The sequence below is a fragment of the Acinetobacter sp. SA01 genome (assembly GCF_011319235.1).
In the GTDB taxonomy this organism is placed as follows: domain Bacteria; phylum Pseudomonadota; class Gammaproteobacteria; order Pseudomonadales; family Moraxellaceae; genus Acinetobacter.
Map to the genome: position 1 here is coordinate 165,252 of NZ_WXXM01000006.1, position 25,652 is coordinate 190,903.

Consider the following 25,652-nt stretch of genomic DNA (forward strand, 5'->3'; position numbering starts at 1 on the left):
CGAGTGGGACTATGGTCCAAGTAGCAGCAATGTTACACTAGCACCACTTCTCCATCCTTATATGGGTACTGCAATGATTGAAACCTTATTACAAGCCATAATGGAACAGCTCGATCAACCGAAAAAAGATATTGAGCATAATTTACGCGCCTTACTGAATGAAGCAGTCAGCAAGATGGATCTGGTTTCCAAAGAAGAAATTGAACGTCAACGTACTGCATTAAATAATGCTAACCTGCGCTTGAATGAACTGCTTAAACAGGTTGAAGCTTTAGAAACTAAAATCAAGAACAATAAATAAGCACTTGTTTAGTGCATAAAAAGACCAAAAACGATTAAAAATAACGCACCACAATGGAACAATAATAAATGTCTTTTGCTAAAATTTACACTCGAGGTCTGCTTGGACTTCATGCACCTTTAATTGAGGTGGAAGTTCATGTCAGTCAGGGCTTGCCTTCTTTAACCATTGTCGGGTTGCCTGAAGCAGCAGTTCGGGAAAGTAAAGACCGGGTACGTTCTGCCATTATTAATAGTGGTTTCCAATTCCCCACCAAACGTCTCACCATCAATTTAGCGCCTGCAGACTTACCCAAAGATGGCTCGCGTCTGGATTTACCCATTGCTTTAGGAATTTTAATCGCTTCAGGCCAACTACCTGAAAATGTGACAGATCAGCTGGAATTTATTGGTGAACTGGCCCTGGATGGTCAACTTCGTCCCATCAGCGGTATTTTAAGTATTGCCATTGCCTGCCAACAGTCTGGACATCAACTGATTCTGCCGGAACAGAATGCCCAAGATGCTTCGCAACTGCCCAATTTTGAAGTATTTGCTGCCCACCATCTCAAAAATGTCTGTGAACATTTATCCAGACAACATCCGCTTCAGCAATATCAAGCCCCTAGCAGTAATCCAATCAATCAGTACAAATTTGATTTAGCCGATATTAAAGGTCAATTGCGCCCGCGACGGGCTTTGGAAATTGCTGCCGCTGGTGGACATTCACTATTGTTTAAAGGCCCGCCCGGTACAGGGAAAACACTGTTGGCTTCACGGCTGGCCAGTATTTTGCCCCCTCTGGACATGCAGGAAAATCTGGAAGTAGCCAGTATTTACTCGGTTGCCAATAGTTCGCATCCCTTTGGGCAGCGACCTTTTCGTGCGCCACATCATACCGCTTCCGCAATTGCCTTGGTGGGTGGGGGTTCACATCCCAAACCGGGGGAAATTACGCTGGCTCATTTGGGCGTATTATTTTTAGATGAGCTGCCTGAATTTGATCGCAAGGTCTTGGAAGTCTTAAGACAACCTCTCGAATCCAAGGAAATTGTGATTTCCCGTGCCTCCAGGCAAATTACCTTTCCGGCAAACTTTCAACTCATTGCCGCAATGAATCCCTGCCCTTGTGGTTATGCTTTTAATCAGGATATCCGCTGCCAATGTTCCCCAGATGCGATTAAACGTTATCAAAACCGGATTTCAGGCCCCCTCCTAGACCGGATTGACCTGCATATTGATGTGCCGCCTTTACAAGCCCATGAATTACAGGCAACTACACCAGTTGAAAACTCACACACGGTTCGGGAACGGGTAATTCAAGCCTATAATTTACAAATCCAGCGACAACAATGCCTGAATCATGCTTTAAGTCCCAAACAGCTGGAACAGTTTGCCTGCCTTGATGCGCAGGCACAGAAAATTATGGAAATGGCCCAGCAACGCTTAAACCTGTCTGCCCGGGCTTATCATCGGGTATTACGTGTCGCGCGAAGCATTGCCGATTTAACCCAACATACCGACATTCAAAGCCAGCATTTAACCGAAGCGTTGTCCTATCGGGCACAACAGGGTTAATACTAGATGCAGAACTTTATTCGCCATCCTGAAGGTCTTGTCGATGCAGTGCAGATGGGCCAAATGATTAAACAGACATTTAAAGGTCAGTCCAGCTCAAATGATAGCGAATACCTGATTGCCAATACCTTGGCTAGCTTTTTTTACATGGATCGTCATAACACGGCATCAATTCAGTGCTGATCCGCGCTGCATTTTCTGCAACAGCCTGCACATCAGATTCTGACCTATAAAAAAACCTCCAAAGTCATGCTTTGGAGGTTTTTTAATGCCTTGAAATTACAATTAGAATGTTTTGGTAAGGGTAAATACCGCACCGGTATCCACCGCACGTTCTGCAACATCAGATAAACCATCAGTATCAATATTGGTGCCTACAGCTGCCAGTTCAGCACTGGCACCTGAAATGGATTTAAAGCCATACGTTACCCCCACTTTCCAGTCTACATAATTATCATCACCATTAAAGGTATATTTGTCTTCATCTACAATGGTATAGCCTACAGCGCCGACCCCACCAAAACCTGATGAACCAAATGGAATAGAATAACCCACATTCACATTCCAGCTGTCTGCATCTGCACCGGCATAGTCATTGGTATAATTGAGATTGGTTAAAATGCTATCGCCTTCTGCAATCACACTTTTGAAGCCTAATTTGCCATATAATTCTGCCCAGTTCAGATCGCTGGCACTTGGATAATTATAGTACACCACCCCAACATCTACTGTCGGTTTGCTGCTGAAAGCTTCAAGCGTGGTGGCATAGCCAAGCGATGGATCCAGTTCCAGGCTAGGTGTGCCGCTGCCAAAATTCACATTGGAACCCCACAAGCCAAAATATAACCCTGAAGCATGAGCTAGCGTGAATCCTGCTTGTACGGCTGGATCATTTTCCGTTTGAGTCACACCACGGAAACGATAGTCTGTAGTGACGGCTGCACTACCACTAAAAGACAGGCCAAAAGGTAAGGCAGGAGCATCTGCAGCAAATACAGCACCTGACATAGTAGCTAAAGTGGTCACAGCAAATAATTTTTTAAGCATTTTATAGATCCCCGACAGATTTTTATGGATTCAAGAGATATCAGCAATTGCTATGCCAGTTTAAAAAACAACACAGTAATTTTTAGCCCATAAATCGCCAATATAATATTAAAATATTGATATTTATAAATTTATTATTTAAAAATAAAAACAAAACCTAGTCATTTTTCGAGCTTTACTAGATTGACAGCTTTCTCTCTTTTAGATGGTCTGCATGCTAATACAGCTTAAATATTTATTTACAACCTGCCTTATTTTGAGACTGTTTTTTCAGGTAGAGCTAAAAATGCCTAGAAAAAGTGCACAAAAAATATTCACTGTACGCTTGTTTATGCATCTATCTCCTTCTCTGGCTAAAATCGGCCAGTTAAAACCCCAATCCACCGGCTCAAAAATCTGGATCAAAATCAGCTGCTACCTTCTCCAGTTTTAATCAAACAATATTGGCCATGTTTGACTTACTGACATATTAAGCATGCATCGCAGTAAATGTCGGGAGCATGAGCAGCTCCTGCAAAGTTCTGTTTAAAACCTTCATCTTGATCTGCACACGATTATTCAAAAGTCCTGACATAGACTGGACAATAGCTGCGGAACCAAGGATAAATCAGCTTTTATGTACCTATGCCCTACTGATAGCTAAAAAAGATCATTATTTTTATCTCACTGCCCACATTTTATACACAAAAGCATCGCATGGACTTTTTTTGCTGATGATCAGATCGTATTTTCAACTCATATAAATCAGGAACTTATTGCGCGCAAAAAAATAATACAATTTTATCTGGACCTAGCAGAATTTATTCCGACTATGGAATGATTAATATTTTACCTAATGATAAACCGAACAACAATAATTAAAACTTTATCTATAATTTTTGGTCAATTTTTTAATCATTTTAAAGCACATTTATTGAACAAAAAAAATCGACATGTAAGCCTAATTTTTTGACCAGAATATCTGATTACTTCAGCCAAAAGTCAGCTGATTTTGCTACTTTTTAAAAAATTAAATCATTATAAAGAGGTGTTTCTGCTGATATCACGGGTTGATAAAAGCCATGGTTTAGGCCTGATATCAAAATTTAGGACGCTAAAATAGCATTTTTCAAAACCACAACTCCCTATCAATTTTTAATGAGGCATCGGCATTAGCCCAGAATTTATTTAGAGTTAAAATATCATATTGTTTTGTAAAAAAATTTACACAAATAATAATTTTTTAATATTTTATTAACCAAAAGGTATAATTTACATTTAAACACGTTATAACTTTAATTAAATAAAATGTATTAAAAAAAGCTTTTTTTGCGATACATTATGTATACAATTCTGCCAATTTCTTCTCCCATTTTGTATAAGGCTCTCTCCCAATGCAAAAAGCTAAAAAACTTACCTTAGCAGTTTTAATTCAAGCTGCCTTAATTTCAACTGTATATGCTAGCGAGCAAAGCGAATCGAAAGGCTTTGTTGAAGATGCAGAAGGTTCTGTATTGTTCCGCACCGGTTATATCAATCGTGATAAAAAAGCACCTGGCAAGAAAGATCAAAGCTCTGCTGCACAATCTGCAATTGTAAAACTCGAGTCTGGTTTCACCCAGGGTGTGGTAGGTTTTGGTGTAAATGCGGTAGGTGATGCTTCATTTAAACTGGGCGAAAACAAAAATGCGAATAATGGCATGATTCCTAAGCATGCACCGACTGCAGAAAATCCAAATGGGGACGCTTATGACCATTGGGCTCGTGGCGGCGCAAGTGTCAAAGCACGTGTTTCCAATACAACTGTTGAATACGGTACGCAAGTTTTAGACTTACCGGTATTGGCCAGCAATACTGCCCGCATGGTTCCTGAATACTTTGAAGGTGTACTTGCAACTAGCCGTGAAATTGATGGCCTGGAATTGACTGCTGGTAAATTCACGAAGAACCAGTATTCAGATCAAATCAATACAGATGGCCGTAAATTAGATCGCGCAGTAGTTTGGGGCGCTAAATACAAAGTTAATGATGCTTTAAATACGGCTTATTATGGCGTGGATATTAAAGACAAACTTGAACGTCATTATGCCAATGTCAATTATAAGCAAACGCTTGCCAATGACAGCTCACTCACTTATGACTTCAGCGGTTATCACACTGAGTTTGATGAACAAGCCGCTACTTATTCTTCAACAATTGGCAATAAAAATGTTTCCGGTAGAAGCAACAATATTTGGGCAATTTCAGGTACTTATAATACTGGTGCGCACAACGTAATGTTGGCTTACCAACAAAATACTGGCAACACTGGTTATGATTACGGCGAAAATGCTGACGGTGGTCAAAGTGTCTACCTTCCAAACTCTTACTTGTCTGACTTCGTCGGCAACCATGAGAAATCAGCACAAGTTCAATATACCTATGACTTCAGTGCAATGAAGGTTCCAGGCTTAACTTGGACTACTGCTTATGTTTATGGTTGGGACATCAATGTTGCTGGTAAAACAGGCGAAGGTAAAGAAAATGAATTCTTTAACCAGGTGAAATACACTGTTCAAAGCGGTTTTGCCAAAGATGTAAGCTTACGTGTACGTAACTCTATTTATCGTGCCAACGATGCTTATGAAAATGCTTACATCGGTGATACCAACGAATGGCGTATTTTCTTGGATATTCCTGTGAAATTATTCTAATTCACTCGAATTTCAAGTCATAAAAAAACCTGCACAATGTGCAGGTTTTTTATTTAAGCTTTAAAATTTTAAAGACTTAAATTGAAAAGCAATTATTTATTTGCTTCTGCATAAGCTGCAATTGAGCTCAATACTTCTTGTTTCGCAACGTCAGCACCTTCCCAACCACTTAACTTCACCCATTTACCTGGTTCTAAGTCTTTGTAGTGTTGGAAGAAATGTTCGATTTGGCTAATCAACAATGGAGGAAGATCTGTATATTCCTGAACGTCTTTATAGATCGGTGTTAATTTGTCGTGCGGTACTGCAACCAGTTTCGCATCAACACCACCATCATCTTCCATGTTCAATTTACCGACTGGACGGCAACGAATGACTGAACCTGGTTCAACTGGGTGTGGAGTCACAACCAATACGTCAAGTGGGTCACCATCAAGTGACAATGTGTTTGGCACATAACCGTAGTTTGCCGGGTAGAACATTGCAGTACCCATGAAACGGTCTACAAATAATGCATCAGAATCTTTGTCGATTTCGTATTTGATTGGTGCTGCATTTGCAGGAATTTCAATAATTACATAGATGTCGTTTGGTGCATCTTTACCCGCTGGGATATTGCTGTAGCTCATAGCATCACTCTTTAACAAGTTAAATCTTTTTTAAACCGCGACGATTATAACGGTTTTTGCGTATTAAATAACTTTTCGATTATACATCTGCTGGGTGAAAATATGTATTTTCACATTTTCAGGTTCAGGTGGTTAATTTAATCACCAGCAGCAACAGACAAATCGGACACAGCAAGGATAAAGTCCAGATAATGGAACGCAAAGTGGCCCAATTAGCTAAATAGCAGATGCCGTAGAAAACACGGAGTACAATATAGGCAACACCAAAAGTCATGATTACGGTTTGAGAAATCACCATATATTCTGCCATTAAAATGGAAGCAATAAATAAGGGTAAACTTTCAAAACTGTTTTGTTGTACCGCATTGGCACGGGCGGCCAAACCTGTGGTTTTAGCCAGAAATTCACGCGGGTTCTGATTATCTCGTGCTTTAAAACCGGCTGTTTTTTTTGCAATTGCAGTAAAAACATAGGGCAATAAACATGCGATTAAGATGAGATAGATTATTCCGCTAATGCTTTGCATCTCACTTTTCTCATTAAAATTTTATGCTGCCTATCATAGCATGGTGTTTTCGCAATATTTTTTGTAAATTATAGCGTTTTTATAAATGAGCAATAAGGATCCATAATGATCAATCCTGATCAAGAAAAAATGTTTGATGTACTCGAAAAGCAGCGCCAGCATCAACTTAAAGTGGATCGGGTACTCAAAATCGTATTGCCTATTACGGGATTTTTACTTGCAGTGGTGTGTGCCAATTTTAATAGGCTTTCCCTTATTTTCACCATTGTTATTTCCATCCTCGCACTTTGGATGGTGGGAATTAAACGTCAGGCCCTTTGGATATGGACTACAGTCGTTGCACTCTATTGTTTGCTCGATAATTTATATAGCTTTGGTGCATTTGATTTACAGCGATACATCTATCAATTCGGTAGCATCACGACCTTTCTATGGATTACTGGGATAGCACGTCCCTATATTGATCGATGGATGTTAAAAGATTAAAAAGCCCAAATAAAAAAGCGCCGTGATCGGCGCTTTTTTTTATTGCAGCATTTATGCAGTTTTACGCAAGTCTTTACGTAAGATTTTACCGACGTTGGACTTTGGTAATTCATCGATAAATTCAACATAACGTGGGCGTTTGTAACCTGTTAAGTTCTCTTTAGCGAAAGCAAGCACTTCTTCTGTGGTGAGTGACGGATCTTTCTTCACCACAAACAGTTTAGGCACTTCACCTGATTTTTCATCCGGCACACCAATCGCAGCAACTTCCAATACTTTAGGATGCGTAGAAATTACTTCTTCAATTTCTGAAGGATAAACGTTGAAGCCCGACACCAGAATCATGTCTTTCTTGCGATCGACAATCTTGATATAACCACGATCATCCATGATCCCAATATCACCGGTACGGAAGAAACCGTTAATCATCACTTTTTCAGTTTCATCTGGACGGTTCCAATAGCCTTTCATGACTTGTGGACCACGAATAGAGATTTCACCCTGTTCGCCAAGCGGCACTTCATTACCATCATCATCCAAAATTGCAACTTCAGTCAACGGTAATGGAATACCAATGGTACCGCTAAATTCAGTGGATTGCGGTGGATTGGCTGTTGCAACAGGTGAAGTTTCAGATAAACCGTAACCTTCAATAATATTGGTGCCAGTAATTTTCTTCCATGCTTCAGCAGTAGAAGGCAGGACTGCCATGCCGCCACCCATCGCCATTTTCAGTTTGCTATGGTCCAGCTGTCTAAATTCTTCATTGTTCACCAATGCATTAAACAGGGTATTCACTGCCGGGAAGAATGATGGCTGGTATTTACGCAGTTCTTTCATTACCGCAGGTAAGTCACGCGGGTTTGGAATAAGCACGTTGGCCTGACCTTTATACATGCCGTACAACGCACAGACCATGAAGGCAAAGATGTGATAGAGTGGCAAAGCACAGAAAATACGGTCATCCGGTTGCCCATCTTGAGCACCAAATTTACTTTGGAAAATACCGTCGCACTGCAACATGTTGGCAACCAGGTTACGGTGAGTCAGTTCAGCACCTTTAGAAACACCGGTAGTACCGCCGGTATATTGAAGTACGGCTGTATCACTGAGCGTAAGGTTTGGACGCTTATAATTGCTTGCGCTGACTTTAGACATTGCTGCATTAAAACGGATATGTCCTGGAATATTCCAAGCCGGAATTTGCTTACGCACTGAACGTAAAACAAAGTTGACTAATGTACCTTTTAAGGCACCCAACATATCACCCACCGAAGCAACAACCACATGCTTCACCGGGGTTTTACCAATAATTGCCTGATAAACTGTTGCAAAGTTTTCAATAATAACCAGCACTTCAGAACCGGAGTCATTTAACTGATGCTCAAGTTCACGAGAAGTATAAAGCGGGTTGACGTTTACAAGCACTAAACCTGCGCGGAAAATCCCCAATGCAACAACAGGATATTGAAGCACGTTTGGCATCATCACCGCCACACGTGTACCCTTTGCCAATCCTAAACTTTGTAAATATGTTGCAAATTTACGGCTTGCTTCTTCCAACTCATTAAAAGAGAGAACTTTATCCATAAAAATAAAGGCGTCACGTGAGCCAAATTTTTGGAAGTTGCGCTCAAACACATCAACCAATGAGGTATTTTCAGCCGGTAATTCTACAGTTTCTGGAATCCCTGTCTTTTGGTATTCAGCGAACCAAATCTTTTCCATAATGCCTATCACTCCAATCTTAATCCTTAGTTTTTAAACTATTTTTTTCTTTGCTGAACCTGGTTTTTTCCTTTTGTATTGTTCAACAAAGCATCCATTTGCACGAATTACACCATATATAGCCTATTTCATATCTGGGATGCTAGTTTTATCTTTGAATGAACAGTCTATTTGCTTTTTGATATCCTCGTGGTAAGAGTTGACCTTTAGTGCCTCGCTTACCGATATATTTTTGAAGATCATCACCTTTTAATTTTAATTGTTGCTGTCCAGCAACTACTTGAATTATTTCATTTAAACTCAACATTGTCATAGATACAATTTGATCTTTCGCCTCGAGTTGTATCAATTTATTACCTTTACCTTTGTTCAGGCTTGGTAATTCTGACAAATCGACAACCAGCATACGGCCTGCTGAACTGAGTAAGGCCACATGAGTCGCCTGTTCTATTGCTTGCAGTGGCATCGCTTTGCCATCTTCAGGCACAGTCAGGAAGGACTTCCCTGCCTTGGCATTGGTATCCAGTTGTTTCGCCTGGGTTTTAAAGCCATAACCTTTGGAACTCAAGGCCAAAATTTCAGCTTCATCCTCGGCAATAAACACCTGAATGAAACCTACACCGCTGGCGGGTGCAAGTTTAGAACTTAAAGGTTCACCTAAGCCACGTGCCGAAGGTAAAGTGTTAATAGCCAGTGCATAACTACGACCAGTATCGTCCAGTACATAGACCCGTTGATTGGATTTACCTTGGGCATGGCTTAAATATTGGTCACCGGCACGGAAATTCAGATTTTCGGCATCGACCTCATGGCCTTTAGCTGAACGGATCCAGCCCGCTTCAGACAACACCACAGTCACAGGATCGGCTGGCAACATGTCCTGTTCATTAATGGCCAATGCTTCGGCGCGGCGTACAATAGGCGAACGGCGGTCATCGCCAAACTTTTTCGCATCTTCTTTCAGTTCATTAATAATCAATGCTTTTAAAGATTCAGGATTGGCCAGCTGCTCGCGGATAATGGCCGCACGCGCTTCCAGTTCATCCTGTTCGCGGCGCATTTCCATTTCTTCAAGTCTGGCCAAATGACGTAACTTGAGTTCTAAAATGGCTTCGGCCTGAATTTCATCAATATTGAAATGGGACATCAGCACCGGTTTGGGCTGATCTTCCTCACGAATAATCCGAATTACTTCATCAATATTTAAGTAGGCAATAATCAAGCCGGCAAGGATATGCAGACGTTTTTCAATTTTATTTAAATGGTATTGTAGGCGGCGCGTTACCGTATTTTTACGAATCTCGATCCATTCCAGCAAAATGCGGCGAATCGATTTCACTTGCGGACGGCCATCAGCACCAATCATGTTCATGTTGACGCGATAGCTGGATTCCAGATCAGTCGTTGCAAATAAGTGACTCATCACTGCTTCGGCATCAATCCGGTTAGAACGTAATACAATCACCAGACGGGTCGGATTTTGATGATCCGATTCGTCACGCAGGTCACTGACCAAAGGCAATTTTTTCGCCTGCATCTGATCGGCAATCTGGGTAATCACTTTAGAACCCGACACCTGATACGGCAAGTCGGTAATCACGATTTCATTTTTTTCTATTTTATAAACTGCACGCATACGGTAACTGCCACGTCCTGTGGTCTGCAGTTTGAGCAGTTCTTCAGGGGCAGTAATAATTTCGGCTTTGGTCGGCAAATCGGGTGCCGGAATATATTCCGCCACTTTTTCATCGCTTAAATTTGGATTACGGATCAGCGCGATGGTACCTTTAATCACTTCACGCAAGTTATGCGGTGGAATATCAGTCGCCATCCCCACAGCAATGCCTGTAGTACCATTCAGTAAGATATTCGGTACACGTGCTGGCAAATTCACCGGTTCTTTCATTGAACCATCGAAGTTGTCCTGCCAATCACAGGTACCCTGCCCCAATTCAGACAATAACACTTCGCTATATTGCGACAGTTTGGCTTCGGTATAACGCATGGCCGCGAAGGATTTCGGATCATCGGGTGAACCCCAGTTGCCTTGCCCTTCAATAAAAGGATAACGGTAACTGAATGGCTGTGCCATCAGTACCATGGCTTCATAACAGGCAGAATCACCATGCGGATGGTATTTACCCAGCACATCACCCACGGTACGGGCAGATTTTTTCGGTTTGCCGCTATGCTTTAAGCCCAGCTCACTCATGGCGAAGACAATACGGCGCTGTACCGGTTTTAAACCGTCACTGATATGCGGCAATGCACGGTCCATAATCACGTACATGGCATAGTTAAGGTAAGCTTGTTCAGTAAATTCGGCTACTGAACGATTTTCTGTCGCATGATGCACAAGGCTGGTCATAAAAGCGTGAAATCCTAAATAATTCGTTTTTGTATCTACGTTGTTATGCTATGTCGCAGCTACGGACTACACAAGGGCAGTAACCCACACTCTGCGACAAATTGTGTCTTATGGACTAAAAATATCCATTTTATAAGGGCCAATCAACCCAAAAATCAGCAATTTTATAAACCAATCGACTCTAAAGTTTTACCTTTGGTTTCTTCACCCAGCAGCAGGATAATCAGTGCCACGGCAATTAAAACGGCGGTAAACATCATAAAGACATAGCTGAAACCATGGTCGAGCACCATTATATGGGTGACAGCAAATGGCGCAAAAATACCACCAATACGGCCAATAGCTCCGGCCCAGCCCGAACCAAAGGCACGGATATTGGCTGGATACTGTTCTGGGGTATAAGTATATAAAACGCCCCAGGCGCCCAGGTTAAAGAAGGACATCAAACAGCCCCACAGCACAATCTGGGTCACATTGTCCGCTTGACCAAAGAAGTAGGCAGAGACCGCACACATGGCAATGAAACCGGCCAATGTTGCCTTACGTCCCAGTTTTTCCACCAGCCATGCCGCGGCAATATAACCCGGCAACTGGGCCAGAATCATCACCAATACATACTCAAAAGACTTCACAATGGTATAGCCTTCTTTGACCAGCAAACTTGGCAGCCAGGTAAAAATACCGTAGTAGGAAAATACAATACCAAACCAGATCAGCCACAACATCAGGGTACGGCGGGCAAAAATACCGGACCAGAGTTGAGAGAAGCTAATGTCATGCTTTTCGGCCACCGGTTTGACTTCAAAAATTTCAATCACTTCCACGCCACATTGCGCTTCAATTTTTTTCACCAAAGCATGCGCTTCTTTATGTCGACCCCGATTAATTAAGTACGGTACGGATTCCGGTACCATTTTCCAGATCACAATCGCATACAGCGCAGGAATACCCCCAATCAGAAAAGCAGCATGCCAGCCAAAATCAGGAATCACAAACCGCGAAACCAGTGCTGCCACCAGCCAGCCCAAACCCCAGAAACTTTCCAGCAGCACAATAAAGCGACCACGGACATGAGCGGGAATATATTCGCTCACCAGCGTCACCGCCACAGGTAACTGACCACCCAGTCCAAGCCCGACAATAAAACGGAACACCAGCAGCCAGCTGAGGTTCGGTGCAAAGGCACAAGCCGCGGTTGCCAGGCTATAAATCACCAGGGTTGAAGCAAAAACCGTTTTACGCCCCCAGCGATCGGCAAGAGCTCCCGAACACACTGCCCCAATGGCCATTCCAATAAAACCAATGGAAACCACCCAGCTTTTATCATCCGGCGTCATGGCCCAGTCTTCCGCCATTTTGGCCAGAATAAAGGAAATCAATCCGGTATCCATGGCATCGAACATCCAGCCCAGACCAATCACCCATAGCAAGGTATAGTGAAACTTACCAATCGGTAAACGTTGTATACGTGAGACTAAATCCATAACAAGAGCTCTGATTTGGTGAAAGAATGCATGCTGCTTTCCCAACAGGATTTATAATTGTATTAATTTTTATACGCCAATTTGCAGATGATGACCGCTCATTTCGTCGGTCATTCATCATATTAAGGCAATATTCTAGGAAGCATCTTTGGAGGATGCGGACTGGTCGTCGTCATCTTTATAAATAAATTTCGGCATTTCCAGACCGAAATAGATGGCGATACAGCGTAAAGAAAAACCGAAGATTAAGGTGGAAATAACAGTGATTTCCAGAGAGAAACCGATATCCTGACAAATCCAGTAACAGATCACGGAAACAAAAGAAATACTGGCATACAGTTCGCGGCGGAATACCAAAGGCACATCGTTACACAAAATATCGCGCAGAATACCGCCGGAAACTCCAGTCAACACACCGGCAACTGCGGAAACCACAAAACCATGCCCCATCTGCAAGGCAATCTGGCAGCCAATGATGGTAAAACCGATTAAACCCAGGGCATCGAGAATCAGGAAGATGGAACGTAAATGGCGCATCCATTTGGCTATCAGAATGGTGACAAAGGCTGCACAACAGGTCAACACCAGATATTCCGGATGCTTCACCCAGGTCAGCGGATAGTGCCCAAGCAGTACATCGCGAACCGAGCCACCACCCAGTGCAGTCACGCAGGCAATCAGCGTTACCCCAAACCAGTCCATACTGCGCCGACCTGCCGACAGTGCCCCTGTCATGGCTTCAGCCGTAATTGCGATAATATAGATGACCAATAGCAACATTGCCCTGATTCCCCTGAGGGTAATTGATGCGCGCTATTCTAAGGCAAATTTAGCGGAAAATTACAGATATTGTGCACAACATTGCTTAAATTTTTTCCCTGAACCGCAAATACACGGCTGTTTCATCGTAATGTTCATTGTGGTTGTCGGATCAAGGAAATACCATGCGCCTTCATGCTTTACAAAATGGGAAATTTCATGATGAACCTGTGCTTGCTGACCATCATGATAATGCGCCTTAAATTCAACCTGGGCATGGTGCTTGTCCAGTTTTTCCTGAGCCTGCACCACCTCCAGCTTGAGCCAATGATTGGCCTTGCTCCAGTCACGAATCGCAGCCACATCCAGCGCCTGTTGCTGACCTAATGCCGTGGTTTGAACAAGATAGTCAATTTCCTGTTTGGCAAAGGCACTATAACGTGAACGCATCAATTGCTCTGCAGTGTGTGCTTTGGCCTGACCCAAATGTAAGGGTTGGCAACAGTGGGCATAATTCCCCTGTCCACATGGACATTCTGTTTCTGATATCAATTTTTTTCCAACTTAACTTAATAAATCAAATAGCCCGACAATTCGGGCTATTTTAATTCAATCTCGATAAAGATCAGCTGTGCAGGATGAAATTAATCTTCTGTCTGATTTTGATTGAGGGGGATGATATGAACCTTATCAATTTTATGGCCATTCATCGTCACCACTTCAAAAATATGTTTATCTGCCTGCAATTTGGCACCACTTTCCGGCAAACGCCCCAGATGGAACAGGATATAACCGGACAAGGTTGAATACTGTTCAGACTCATCTACCAGATCACGGTTTAACAACAAGGAAACATGACGAATATCGGTAGAACCTTCCAGGATTAAAGTCCCGTCTTCCAGACTTTCTGCCGCTGTTTCAAATTCATCTTCATCCGGGAATTCACCGGCAATCGCTTCAAGCACATCAATCGGGGTAGCAAGCCCTTCAATCGAACCGTATTCATTCAATACAATTGCCATTTGCAGCGGTGCCTGACGCAACTGTTCCATCACCATCAGCACCTGGGCATTTTCATGCACAATCACCGGCTCACGTAAATGCGCTTCAAAATTCAGTTTTCCGGTTTCGATATAGTCGTTCATGACTTTATGGGTCAGCACTATACCGGCAATATTGTCCAGTTCACCATGTGCCACAATCAAACGTGAATGGGTCATGCTTAATAACTGTTCTTTAATGGAGGCTTCATCTTCATCCAGATCAATCCATTCCAGTTCCGGACGCGGCGTCATCACCGATTTCACCGGCCGTTCCGACAGCCCCAGCACACCTTGCACCAGCACACTGTGGTAAACTCCGTTCTCTTCATTAAAGACTTCATCGGCAAAGGCACGGGTCGCCAGCACATCTTCGGCTTCATTGTTTTGCGATTCACTTTTCCCCCCGAGCATACGCATAACGGCAGAAGCAGTACGGTAACGCAGGTCTGTCGTGGTCACCATGCGCTCCTGATTACGGCGCATGGTCTGGTTGATAAATTCCACCACCACAGAGAAACCAATCGCCGCGTATAAATAGCCTTTAGGAATATGGAAACCAAAGCCTTCAACAATCAGTGAAAAGCCGATCATCATCAGAAAGCCGAGGCACAGAATCACCACGGTCGGATGTCTGTTGACAAAGGTCATTAGTGGTTTAGATGCCCACAGCATGATGCCGACTGCAATCACCACTGCAATCATCATCACCGACAGGTCTTTGACCATGCCGACTGCGGTAATCACGCTATCCAGAGAGAATACGGCATCCAGTACCACAATCTGAACGATCACCATCCAGAATGCGGCATGCACCGGGTTTTCTTCTTTCTGCGGCTGAGCGCCTTCTATGCGCTCATGTAATTCCATGGTGCCTTTAAATAACAGGAAGACACCACCAAACAGCAGAATCAGGTCACGGCCGGAAAAAGGATGATCCAGAACATGGAACAGTGGCTGGGTCAAGGTCACCACCCAGGCAATAGATGCAAGTAAAATCAACCGCATACACAAAGCCATAATCAAGCCGACGATACGGCCTGCATTACGCTGTTCTGGGGGCAGTTTTTCCGCCAAAATGGCGATAAAAACCAGGTTGTCGATACCCAGTACAATTTCTAGAACCACTAAAGTTGCCAGTCCAATCCATGCTGATGGATCTGACATCCATTCCAAGATCATTGGATATTCTCCTGTGCAGGATGATGAGGGACTGATTTTAGAAGGTTCATATTAAAATCGCTGAATATGCGATGAACAGCATGCTGTATATTTTTTTCAGAAGCATTGAAGTGTTCAGAGCGAGGACAACCACTACCCATGTTAATTCATTTGTTGGAAAACAGATTTTTAGTATAGCAAGATGAAGTAGAAATTCATCCTCTTTTCCTCATTGCGCTGTTTTTAGCTCACCCAATTTCAACAAATCTTTGCAAAGTCAGTATAAGGCTGATCACGACTTGTCATATTTAACAGTTAAGCTAGAGACTGAAAAAATAAAATGCTATGGTAAAAATATAATGATGAACAGTGTATTAAAAATGACTCCCAAACATAACAATCCTACTCCCAAAACAACTCAACCTTTAATTGCACTCTACTGTGGTTCACGTTCAGGCAATAAACCAATTTATCAGGAAAAAGCCGTAGCTTTGGCTCAGGCACTGGCAGACCTGGGTTTCGGCATGGTCTATGGCGGCGCAAGTATAGGCCTCATGGGGCAAGTGGCTGATGCCGTCAGACAGCGTGGCGGTGAAACCGTCGGGGTGATCCCTGAATTTATGCTGGATTATGAAATTGCGCATCATCAGCTGACCGAATTACACATTGTACACAGCATGCATGAACGCAAGGCCATGATGGCTGAGCGTGCCAGTGCTTTTGTCGCTTTACCCGGTGGTTTGGGCACGTTTGAAGAAATTCTGGAAATTGCCACTTGGGGACAGTTAAATCAGCACCAGAAACCGATGATGCTCTATAATGTGAATGGCTTTTATGATGCCCTGGTGCGCCAGCTGGATCATGCAGTCAGTGAAGGCTTTTTACCGCCGCAGCATCGGGCCAAACTGATTATCTGCAATCATGCCGATCAGATTCTCAATGCCATTAAAAATCTGGATGCACCACAACACTTTGCCATTTAAGTCCAAGCCAGGACATAAAAAACGAACTCCTGACAGTGCTGTCCCATAATGGATAGCACAACTTTTTCTTACACCACTTTAAACGGATTGCTTTAAACTCTGTAAAAAATCACTTTAATATTGTTATGAACGCCACTCCTTCGCATCAAGCCCTACAACCTGAATTCCGCCTGTTAGTGTTGTTGGTATCGATCGGTTTTTTTATGCAAGGTTTGGATACCACCATTGTCAATACGGCAATTCCAGCCATGGCAGCCAATCTAGCTGAAGATCCGCTACAAATGCATAGCGTGGTGGTGGCCTATGTACTTTCGGTAGCAGCCTGTATTCCTTTAAGCGGATGGCTGGCCGACCGTTTTGGTGTGCGCAATACCTACTTTGCGGCCATTATTATTTTTACCTTGGCATCACTGGGCTGCGGACTGTCCAGCAGTTTAAACCAGCTGCTCTTTTATCGGGTCATTCAGGGCATTGGCGGTGCATTGTTACTTCCTGTAGGCCGGCTGGCGATGCTCAAGCTCATTCCGCGCAGCCAGTTTTTATCTGCCATGAGCTTGATGAGTTTAGCTGGTCTGATGGGTCCCTTGATTGGTCCGACCTTGGGCGGATGGATGGTCGAAGTGACAACATGGCACTGGATTTTTTTAATTAATATTCCGATGGGGCTGTTAGGCGTTCTGATTACCTTGAAGGCCATGCCAAACGTCACTGAACCTGCTGTCAAATCTTTTGATTTTTCAGGTTTTATCTTGCTGGTGATTGCCATGGTGGGACTTTCACTGGGCATTGAAAATTTTGCCAGCCCCCATCAATCGCTATGGTGGAGTATGGGTCTGGTACTTGCGGGTGTATTGGCAGCGATTATCTATGCCGTTCATGCCCATACCCATCATAATGCGCTGTTCCGTAGCACATTATTTAGCAATAAAATTTATGCTATAGGCATTATTGGTAATTTCTTTGCCCGCTTAGGCGGCAACGCGATACCTTTTTTAATTCCGCTGATGTTGCAGGTTGCCTTTGGCTTTGAACCCTTTATTACCGGTCTGTTGATGATTCCGACCGTACTGGGCTCTCTCGCCTCCAAGCCGATTATTCGCCAGATTATTCAACGCTTTGGGTATCGCCAGGTATTGCTGGTCAATACATTATTGGTCGGAGCATGTATTGCCAGTTTTGCCCTCACTACGGCGGATACACCAATCTGGTTAAGAGCATTACATTTCTTTGTTTTCGGCATACTAAATTCTTTGCAGTTTGTTTCCATGAATACCCTGACCCTAAAGGATTTACCACAAAAGGATGCCAGCAGTGGCAACAGCTTTTTGTCGATGATCATGATGGTATCGATGAGTATCGGCGTGGCTTTGGCAGGAACACTAGTCAATGTCTTTACCGCCTATTTCGGTAGCGAGCAGATCGTGACAGCCTTCCATACCACCCTGATTTTCCTCGGCTGCATTAACCTGATTACCGCAGCCATTTTCTGGCAAATTCCACGTCACACCCCGATATAATCAGACGCTATTACAAACAACGTGGTCTGAATGTTCAGATCGCGTTATCATGTGTTTGATAAATCACGCCTAAATTATCTATGTCTAATAAACGATTCGCCAAGCATCATCATCACAAGCTGTATGCCTCTTGCGTCGGCCTGTTGCTGAGCTGTGTTGCAATCGTATTGTATTTTTTTGTCTTGCCTCATCATCCTGCTTCGGCACAGGAATATCCGGTCAAAGGTTTTGATGTATCGCATCATCAGGGCGACATTCAATGGCAACAGATCTCACCCAAAACCTATCGATTTGTTTATCTGAAAGCTACTGAAGGTGGTGATTTTAAAGATCGGAAATTTCAGGATTACTGGCTGCAAGCCCGTGAACATGGTTTCACTGTGGGTGCCTATCATTTTTATCGTTTATGCAGGGATGGCGAAATTCAGGCGCAAAATTTTATTGAAACCGTACCCAATAAAGCCGACTCATTGCCGCCAGTAATTGATCTGGAATATGACAGCAACTGCATCAATACCTATACCAAGGAACAACTGCTAAAAGAAATTCAGGTCATGCATGACCAGCTGTATCGACATTATGGCAAGCAACCGATTTTCTATATTTCCAAAGCTTTCTATAACATTATTTTAGCGGGAGAGTTTGCAAAAACACCGCTCTGGGTCCGTGAATATCACAGCAAACCCGATTTAAAAGGCAAGCCAAAATGGCTGTTCTGGCAGCATACCAATCAGGGTACCATCAAGGGCATTAACAAAACCGTCGACTTAAATGTGTTTAATGGTGATGAGGATGACTGGACACGATTTTTAGAACGCAATGGAATCTATCCACTTAACAAAGTGGAAACTTTACCAAAAAAATAATAAGATAACTCCACTTCTCTAATCCCAATAAAAAATCAAACTGCATAAAAACGAGAAATTTATGGCAAATCAAAAAGGATTTTGAGTGGCGGGGTAGGCATCAGCATACTCGTTGGAGTGGCTGTAGTGGTTTTGCTGCTGCAGCCTTCAGGTCAAGTGTCTAATTTTCAAAAATGGCAATATCAGTCATCTGCAAAACTATCTCGATCAAACCCTGAGAAGCTTAAAGCCTAAAGTCGTGATGCCAATTCACTGGGATAACTTTTTCCAGCCGATTGACCAGCCTTTGGAGTTTTTACCATACCTGGCAGATCACACCGAGCAAAGTCTAAAAATACTGATTCAAGCGGCTAAACAACAACAAACCCGTCTGGTTTTACTCAGTCAGCCTGTGTCGTATCCACTTGATCCTGCTCTACAATCTGATCGATGAAGATGAGATACTAGCCCAGCATGTACAGGCAGAATTTGGGACTGCATGAGAAAAATCATTCACATCGATATGGATGCCTTTTTTGCATCTGTGGAACTCAAAGACCGACCGGAGTTAAAGTATTTGCCGGTGGTCGTGTCTTCCCATCATCCAAGGGCCGTGATTTGTGCAGCGTCCTACCCTGCGCGCGAGTTTGGATTGCGCTCTGCCATGTCGATGGTACAAGGCCGAAAGCTTTGTCCACACGTAGTGGTGATTGAACCCAATTTTGAAAAATACCGTGCCATCTCCGCCCAGATTCATCAGGTGTTCCAGCGTTACACGCCGCTGATTGAACCCTTATCTTTAGATGAAGCTTATCTGGATGTCACAGAAAATCTGCAAAATATTCCAAGTGCTACTGAAGTAGCTATGCGAATACGGGAAGATATTTTCAAAGTTACAGGTTTAACCGCCTCTGCCGGGGTAGCACCAAATAAATTTTTAGCCAAAATTGCTTCAGACTGGAACAAACCGGATGGCATTTGTGTCATTAAGCCCTCACAGGTGCAGCATTTTATTCAGGGTTTACCGCTAAAAAAAATTCCCGGTGTGGGAAAAGTGATGCAAGAAAAGCTCAAGTTACTGCAATTACAAACGCTGGGAGATTTACAAAAAATTGAGCAAAATGTGCTGGTTCAGCATTTTGGCAAATATGGCAAACGACTTTTTCTCTATGCCCAGGGCATCGATGAACGTCCGGTACAGGCGGAGCGTGAACGCCAGCAAATTTCCAAGGAAACCACCTTTGATGATGATCTAACCTTAACACAATGCAAGAACTCTTGGCCTCGACTGATTGATCAGGTCTGGAACAGTCTAGAGCGCAAACAACTCTGTGCACGTGGGGTTTCGGCCAAACTCAAGCTAAAAAATTTTCAGGTCTTGCAACACAGCAAGAGTTTTAAACAGCCTTTGCAAAATCGGCAACAATTGGAACAGGTACTGCAACAGCTACTCATTGAAATGCGTATTCCAGAACATTTTCAGTTTCGTCTCATTGGCGTTGGGCTGTACCAGCTTTCGGAGCAGCAAGATCAGTCACAGCTTTCTCTCTGGTAGAGTTTGCATATTTTTCAACCAAAAGAACGTGATTAGACCAATTGACTACACACAAGTACGATTTTTGCGGTACTCTATGGGCGCGATACATTTATCCATGTAGACGCCGAGATGCTAAAAATCACCTTTACTTTTAGCATACTGTCCTGTGATTGGCGTGACGATCAAATCCGAATGTTACAGGGCAACTCTGTTAAACCGCATGGTCCCTCGCTCGCATTTCTTCTGCATATCTCTCTATAAATTCCTAAAAACAGCAGATTTCATACTGTGCTAATGCATTTTATACAAGCTACTCTTGATCACTCCGATTTGCTCCGGTATCTGCTGCTGATTCCTGTTATTTTAAAAATCTTTGCTGTGGCAACGTTATCTTAATAGTCTCTACTCGATGAATGATTTACGCTCACAGCTCATGGCATTATGATGTTGCCATCTATCTGGCTGCAGGCTGTATGACCAAAATATGGCTCGCAGCAATTATGCCGAAAATAAAGGACTTATATTATGACAGTACAACGTCTGCATGTTGAAAAGCGCTTTTCTGAAATTGCCATTTCAGGCAACCTGGTACATCTAGCGGGTCAATTGGCTACAGATACCACGCTGGATATTAAAGGTCAGACACGACAAACCCTGGAAATTATTGATCGCTTGCTGGCGGATGCAGCTACAGACAAGAGCCAGATTATGTCTGTGACCATTTATTTAAAAGATATTGAAAATGACTACGCAGCAATGAATGAAATCTGGGATGCCTGGGTCGCTGATATTGAAGCCCTGCCCCGCACCTGTGTCGAAGCCAAGCTATATGCCCCTGACGTTCTGGTAGAAATGACGGTTACTGCTGTTCGTGCATCGAATTAAAAGCCAAAAAATAAGCATGAACAGTCTTCATGCTTATAGTGATTTAACCTAACAGGCGGATTTTCTTTCGGCCCAAATCTGGATAAAAATCATACTTTTTTATTGAAACTTCTGTTAACTCATCTAGCTGAAAATCAGTAGGGTTTTCAATTAAAAAATCTTGTCTTAACTGAAAATATTCCGGTACATCTTCATAGCGAATCACCCGATACCCGGCCATCGCCAACAGCGCATCCTGATACTGGGCATTTTGCGGATGGCGTAAGGCCATGGGATCATCCAATGCAATAATGGCAAGCACCTGATGATGTTCATCCAGAATCACAAAATCTGCCACCATATTGCGATATTTATGGCGGGTACGGCTGTATTTGGTCGTCAACAAGGCATCAAATGAAACATGAGCCAACACGGTACTGCGCGGCAATATTTCTTTAAGGCGTGTAAATGTGATCTGTTCACTAATATTAAAAATAGCTCTTTGTTTTAAAGCACTATCTTGCTGTTTAGCACTACCTTCCAGACTTTTCCAAGCCTTCAACAGAATGCCAAACAGAAGTAAACTTCCGACCAAAATATAAATTATCATCCTCTTAATCCTTTAATTTTTTATAGTCTTTCCGGTGTCACACCGATGCTTGTTATCAACCTCAGTATACAACGCTTATTTTTATTAAATATTTCAAGCAAACGAACTGCATTTAATCATGACGAAAACATTATAAATGCTGACAAAAAGTTGCACTGATTTTATTTTTTACATCTATGCCTAGGATTCATCCATTATCTGACACCAAATTACTGTAGCGCAAGGCACAGTAAGGATGCAAGACTACTTTTGAATATTGTCCTACAATTCCGATGAGCTGTTTTCATTAGAGGGCTATTTAATTGAATGATAAAAAAAGAACGCCTGAGCGTCCTTTTTTTATTTTTAAATCAAGCCTTTGACTTAGGCTTAGATTTAATCTTGGATTTAGAACCCGTAAATGGACGTTTCTCCCCAGTTTCACGTGGTGGTAAGCCAGTATGTTGAGTCAGGATCTGGCCTTTTTTAGGACGATTATTGCCATTTGTATTGGCAACATTACGTGATTGATTACGTGCAGTATTTTCACCTGTGCGTTTTGCAGAATCCCCCGCCAAGGTCGAGTTTTTCTTGCGTGCCGACTGATATTGCCCTTCTGTGCCTTGCGGTTGATAGCTCGGAATCAGATGTTGTTTCGAATTACCAATCAAGTCTGAGCGGCCCATTTCTTTCAAAGCTTCACGTAACATTGGCCAGTTATTTGGATCATGGTAACGCAAGAAAGCCTTGTGCAAGCGGCGACGTTTCTCACCTTTCACAATATCCACATTTTCAGTATAACGCGCCACTTTTGCCAGCGGATTTTTACCGGTGTAATACATGGTGGTTGCTGTGGCCATTGGCGATGGATAGAAGGTTTGTACCTGATCGGCACGGAAACCATTCTTTTTCAACCAGATCGCCAGGTTCATCATATCGTAATCGGTGGTCCCCGGATGCGCCGCGATAAAGTAAGGAATCAGATACTGTTCTTTACCGGCTTCCTTACTAAAGCGATCAAACATCTGTTTGAAACGGTCGTAAGTGCCAATCCCCGGTTTCATCATCTTGGATAATGGACCTTTTTCGGTATGTTCAGGCGCAATTTTGAGATAACCACCCACGTGATGAGTGACCAATTCTTTGACATATTCAGGGTTTAATACCGCCAGGTCATAACGTAAACCTGAACCGATCAGAATTTTCTTGATGCCTTTAAGTGCACGTGCTTTACGGTATAACTGCGTCAATGGCGCATGGTCGGTATGCAAATTCTGACACACACCCGGGAATACGCACGATGGCTTACGACAGTTTTTCTCAATCTCAGGGTCTTTACAGTGCAAACGGTACATATTAGCTGTTGGACCACCTAAATCCGAGATAATGCCGGTAAAGCCCGGTGCGGTATCACGAATCTTCTCCACTTCACGCAGAATTGAGTCTTCCGAACGGTTCTGGATAATACGGCCTTCATGTTCCGTGATGGAACAGAAAGTACAACCACCGAAGCAACCACGCATGATGTTGACCGAAAATTTGATCATGTCAAAAGCCGGGAAACGTGCATTACCATATGCAGGATGTGGCAGACGTGCATAAGGCAGATCAAACACATAATCCATTTCTTCTGTGGTTAATGGAATAGGTGGTGCATTCAACCACACATCACGTTCACCATGCTTTTGTACTAAGGCACGCGCATTACCCGGATTGGTTTCCAAATGCAGGATACGGTTGGCATGTGCGTATAATACGGGGTCATTGACGACTTCTTCAAAAGCAGGCAAACGAATGACCGCCAGTTCTCGTGGAGGTAATTTGTGTTTAATCGCTTTGGAGGCAGGGTGTAACTGTACAATTTGCGTATCGGCATCCAGATTGTCACCTTCACGGACAATTGGATTTGTCACAGCTTCTTTTTGGAAGCCTTGATACTGGCTTAAACTATTGCCTTTATCTTTTTCGATTTCACAACCATCCAGATCTTCCGTCATCACATAAGGGTTGATGATGGGATCTACACGACCGATGGTGTCCACATCATTCGATGCAATTTCAACGAATTTAGCTTTAGAAGCACGGTTATGTTTATTGACAATAAAGGCCGTACCACGGACATCCGTGATGTCAGTAATTTTTTCACCTTTGGCCAAACGATGCATCACTTCGACAATCGAGCGTTCGCCATTACCGTACATCAGAAGATCGGCTTTAGAATCCATCAATACCGAACGACGGACTTTATCTGACCAATAGTCATAATGAGCAATACGACGTAGAGAAGCTTCAATACCCCCTAACAATACCGGCACATCAGGATAGGCTTCACGTACACGCTGGCAATATACGGTTGCCGCGCGGTCAGGACGTTTATTCGGCACATTATCTGGAGAATAGGCATCATCTGAACGGATTTTACGGTCAGCGGTGTAGCGGTTGATCATCGAATCCATATTACCGGCCGTCACACCCCAGGCAATATTCGGCTTACCCAATACTCGGAATTCATCCACGCTGGTCCAGTCCGGCTGGGCAATAATCCCGACACGGAAACCTTGAGCTTCTAAAGTACGGCCAATAATGCCAGAACAGAAAGAGGGATGATCGATATACGCATCACCACAGACTAAAATAAAGTCACAACTATCCCAACCGAGTTGATCCATCTCCTCGCGTGACATCGGCAAAAATGGCGCAGGTTCAAAACAGGACGCCCAATATTTGTCGTAATCAAACAACGCTTTTGGCGCAGTCTGCATGGTATAAGCAGTAGACATGGCTAGCAATTCTCGGCTGGCAGATGATGGAAGATCTGAAAATTAGATCAAAGATGAAAGCCGAGTATTTTAGCATGAATTAGACTCAGCTTGCTTGATTATAATTTGTACAAAACCAGTAATTTAATTTATTCTCCCAAAATGATCACTTCAGTTTAAAAAGCTTCTCCTGTAAGTGATCACTTATATAATTATAGTTAAACACACGGACAAAGCAGCGAATCAAGCAAACTTTTGAACAAATAAAAAGCATAATTTAAGATCCGATACATTCTTAATCATTCTTCTTTTTAATAAGAATTCCAGGCATAAAAAAGCCCCCTCATTAGAGGGGGCTTTTTAAGAATAATGAGCTGGCGATGACTTACTCTCACATGGGTAATCCCACACTACCATCAGCGCTAAGAGGTTTCACTTCTGAGTTCGGGAAGGGATCAGGTGGTTCACTCTTGCTATGGTCGCCAGCACAACTGTTTATGACTTTGCGTTTGGTCTTATTTAGATGCCAATGCTTGGTCAAATAGAATTCATTAACAGGTATATCTGAGCTGTCGTATTTTGTTCTTTAGCATTCACTAAATCAAGCTGTTTTGCTTAATATCGAATCAACTGATGCTTTATACAACAACTGTTTGGGTGTTGTATAGTCAAGCCTCACGAGCAATTAGTATTGGTCAGCTTCACATATCACTATGCTTCCACATCCAACCTATCAACGTCGTAGTCTTCAACGGCTCTTTAGGAGACATAAAGTCTCGGGGAAATCTTATCTTGAGGTAG

Annotated in this window: 22 protein-coding genes and 2 rRNA genes; 11 read left to right on the top strand and 13 right to left on the bottom strand. The window is 43.0% G+C overall.

The window, feature by feature from the left end:
* Positions 1 to 73 precede the first annotated feature (73 nt).
* The 3 genes from GTU69_RS08065 (at position 74) to GTU69_RS08075 (ending at position 2,040) form a co-directional block, all read left to right on the top strand.
* On the top strand, positions 74 to 301 hold the full coding sequence (locus GTU69_RS08065) for an accessory factor UbiK family protein (RefSeq protein ID WP_166169619.1): 228 nt from the start codon (positions 74 to 76) through the stop codon (positions 299 to 301).
* 68 nt (positions 302 to 369) lie between these two features.
* Entirely contained in the window at positions 370 to 1,857 is a 1,488-nt protein-coding gene (locus GTU69_RS08070; RefSeq protein WP_166169621.1) for a YifB family Mg chelatase-like AAA ATPase, read from the top strand.
* Positions 1,858 to 1,863: 6 nt separating this feature from the next.
* Positions 1,864 to 2,040: a hypothetical protein gene (locus tag GTU69_RS08075; protein WP_166169623.1), complete on the top strand. Its 177-nt coding sequence runs from the start codon at positions 1,864 to 1,866 to the stop codon at positions 2,038 to 2,040.
* Positions 2,041 to 2,142: 102 nt separating this feature from the next.
* On the opposite strand, the gene GTU69_RS08080 is transcribed toward GTU69_RS08075, so the two are convergent.
* Positions 2,143 to 2,904 (bottom strand): TorF family putative porin, encoded by a 762-nt coding sequence (locus GTU69_RS08080; RefSeq protein ID WP_166169625.1) that lies wholly within the window; start codon positions 2,902 to 2,904, stop codon positions 2,143 to 2,145.
* A gap of 1,373 nt (positions 2,905 to 4,277) precedes the next feature.
* Here GTU69_RS08080 and GTU69_RS08085 point away from each other — a divergent pair.
* The gene (locus tag GTU69_RS08085) at positions 4,278 to 5,576 is read left to right on the top strand and encodes an OprD family outer membrane porin (protein WP_166169627.1); all 1,299 of its coding nucleotides are present in this window, start codon (positions 4,278 to 4,280) and stop codon (positions 5,574 to 5,576) included.
* A gap of 92 nt (positions 5,577 to 5,668) precedes the next feature.
* Here the strand turns inward: GTU69_RS08085 and ppa are convergent, their stop codons facing one another.
* Entirely contained in the window at positions 5,669 to 6,205 is a 537-nt protein-coding gene (gene ppa, locus GTU69_RS08090) for an inorganic diphosphatase (RefSeq protein WP_005233448.1), read from the bottom strand.
* Positions 6,206 to 6,329: 124 nt separating this feature from the next.
* Positions 6,330 to 6,731, bottom strand: coding sequence for an MAPEG family protein (locus tag GTU69_RS08095; RefSeq protein WP_166169629.1), 402 nt, complete (start codon positions 6,729 to 6,731; stop codon positions 6,330 to 6,332).
* A 105-nt stretch (positions 6,732 to 6,836) separates the two neighbouring features.
* Between GTU69_RS08095 and GTU69_RS08100 the strand changes: the two genes are divergently transcribed.
* Complete coding sequence (locus GTU69_RS08100; RefSeq protein ID WP_086195159.1) at positions 6,837 to 7,217, top strand: hypothetical protein; 381 nt, start codon at positions 6,837 to 6,839, stop codon at positions 7,215 to 7,217.
* A gap of 51 nt (positions 7,218 to 7,268) precedes the next feature.
* Here GTU69_RS08100 and GTU69_RS08105 read toward each other — a convergent pair whose 3' ends face one another.
* The 6 genes from GTU69_RS08105 to GTU69_RS08130 all read right to left on the bottom strand — a co-directional run bounded on the left by GTU69_RS08105 (position 7,269) and on the right by GTU69_RS08130 (position 15,778).
* Positions 7,269 to 8,945 (bottom strand): AMP-binding protein, encoded by a 1,677-nt coding sequence (locus tag GTU69_RS08105; RefSeq protein WP_166169631.1) that lies wholly within the window; start codon positions 8,943 to 8,945, stop codon positions 7,269 to 7,271.
* Positions 8,946 to 9,093: 148 nt separating this feature from the next.
* Entirely contained in the window at positions 9,094 to 11,313 is a 2,220-nt protein-coding gene (parC, locus tag GTU69_RS08110; protein ID WP_166169633.1) for a DNA topoisomerase IV subunit A, read from the bottom strand.
* Positions 11,314 to 11,477: 164 nt separating this feature from the next.
* The gene (locus GTU69_RS08115) at positions 11,478 to 12,797 is read right to left on the bottom strand and encodes an MFS transporter (RefSeq protein WP_166169635.1); all 1,320 of its coding nucleotides are present in this window, start codon (positions 12,795 to 12,797) and stop codon (positions 11,478 to 11,480) included.
* A gap of 135 nt (positions 12,798 to 12,932) precedes the next feature.
* Positions 12,933 to 13,577 carry a trimeric intracellular cation channel family protein gene (locus GTU69_RS08120; protein WP_086195155.1) on the bottom strand — a complete coding sequence of 215 codons (645 nt, stop codon included), beginning with the start codon at positions 13,575 to 13,577 and terminating at the stop codon, positions 12,933 to 12,935.
* A gap of 60 nt (positions 13,578 to 13,637) precedes the next feature.
* Positions 13,638 to 14,108, bottom strand: coding sequence for a YchJ family protein (locus GTU69_RS08125; protein WP_166169637.1), 471 nt, complete (start codon positions 14,106 to 14,108; stop codon positions 13,638 to 13,640).
* 92 nt (positions 14,109 to 14,200) lie between these two features.
* Entirely contained in the window at positions 14,201 to 15,778 is a 1,578-nt protein-coding gene (locus GTU69_RS08130; protein WP_086195153.1) for a TerC family protein, read from the bottom strand.
* A gap of 338 nt (positions 15,779 to 16,116) precedes the next feature.
* Here GTU69_RS08130 and GTU69_RS08135 point away from each other — a divergent pair, with 338 nt between their 5' ends.
* The 6 genes from GTU69_RS08135 to GTU69_RS08160 all read left to right on the top strand — a co-directional run bounded on the left by GTU69_RS08135 (position 16,117) and on the right by GTU69_RS08160 (position 21,524).
* Positions 16,117 to 16,740, top strand: a complete 624-nt coding sequence (locus tag GTU69_RS08135) for a TIGR00730 family Rossman fold protein (protein WP_240921602.1) — start codon at positions 16,117 to 16,119, stop codon at positions 16,738 to 16,740.
* A 125-nt stretch (positions 16,741 to 16,865) separates the two neighbouring features.
* Positions 16,866 to 18,257: a multidrug transporter subunit MdtD gene (gene mdtD, locus GTU69_RS08140; RefSeq protein WP_166169639.1), complete on the top strand. Its 1,392-nt coding sequence runs from the start codon at positions 16,866 to 16,868 to the stop codon at positions 18,255 to 18,257.
* A gap of 80 nt (positions 18,258 to 18,337) precedes the next feature.
* Positions 18,338 to 19,123: a GH25 family lysozyme gene (locus tag GTU69_RS08145; RefSeq protein ID WP_166169641.1), complete on the top strand. Its 786-nt coding sequence runs from the start codon at positions 18,338 to 18,340 to the stop codon at positions 19,121 to 19,123.
* Positions 19,124 to 19,364: 241 nt separating this feature from the next.
* Positions 19,365 to 19,556, top strand: a complete 192-nt coding sequence (locus GTU69_RS08150; RefSeq protein ID WP_166169643.1) for a hypothetical protein — start codon at positions 19,365 to 19,367, stop codon at positions 19,554 to 19,556.
* A 45-nt stretch (positions 19,557 to 19,601) separates the two neighbouring features.
* Complete coding sequence (dinB, locus tag GTU69_RS08155; protein ID WP_166169645.1) at positions 19,602 to 20,657, top strand: DNA polymerase IV; 1,056 nt, start codon at positions 19,602 to 19,604, stop codon at positions 20,655 to 20,657.
* Between the two features lie 507 nt (positions 20,658 to 21,164).
* A complete protein-coding gene (locus GTU69_RS08160) occupies positions 21,165 to 21,524 on the top strand; it encodes a RidA family protein (protein ID WP_166169647.1) in 360 nt (119 codons plus the stop codon).
* Positions 21,525 to 21,567: 43 nt separating this feature from the next.
* Here the strand turns inward: GTU69_RS08160 and GTU69_RS08165 are convergent, their stop codons facing one another.
* The 4 genes from GTU69_RS08165 to GTU69_RS08180 form a co-directional block, all read right to left on the bottom strand.
* Positions 21,568 to 22,113: a DUF2726 domain-containing protein gene (locus GTU69_RS08165; RefSeq protein ID WP_166169649.1), complete on the bottom strand. Its 546-nt coding sequence runs from the start codon at positions 22,111 to 22,113 to the stop codon at positions 21,568 to 21,570.
* A gap of 350 nt (positions 22,114 to 22,463) precedes the next feature.
* The gene (locus tag GTU69_RS08170) at positions 22,464 to 24,872 is read right to left on the bottom strand and encodes a YgiQ family radical SAM protein (protein ID WP_166169651.1); all 2,409 of its coding nucleotides are present in this window, start codon (positions 24,870 to 24,872) and stop codon (positions 22,464 to 22,466) included.
* A 351-nt stretch (positions 24,873 to 25,223) separates the two neighbouring features.
* Positions 25,224 to 25,338, bottom strand: a 5S ribosomal RNA gene (gene rrf / locus GTU69_RS08175).
* A 177-nt stretch (positions 25,339 to 25,515) separates the two neighbouring features.
* A 23S ribosomal RNA gene (locus GTU69_RS08180) occupies positions 25,516 to 25,652 on the bottom strand; the annotation flags it as partial.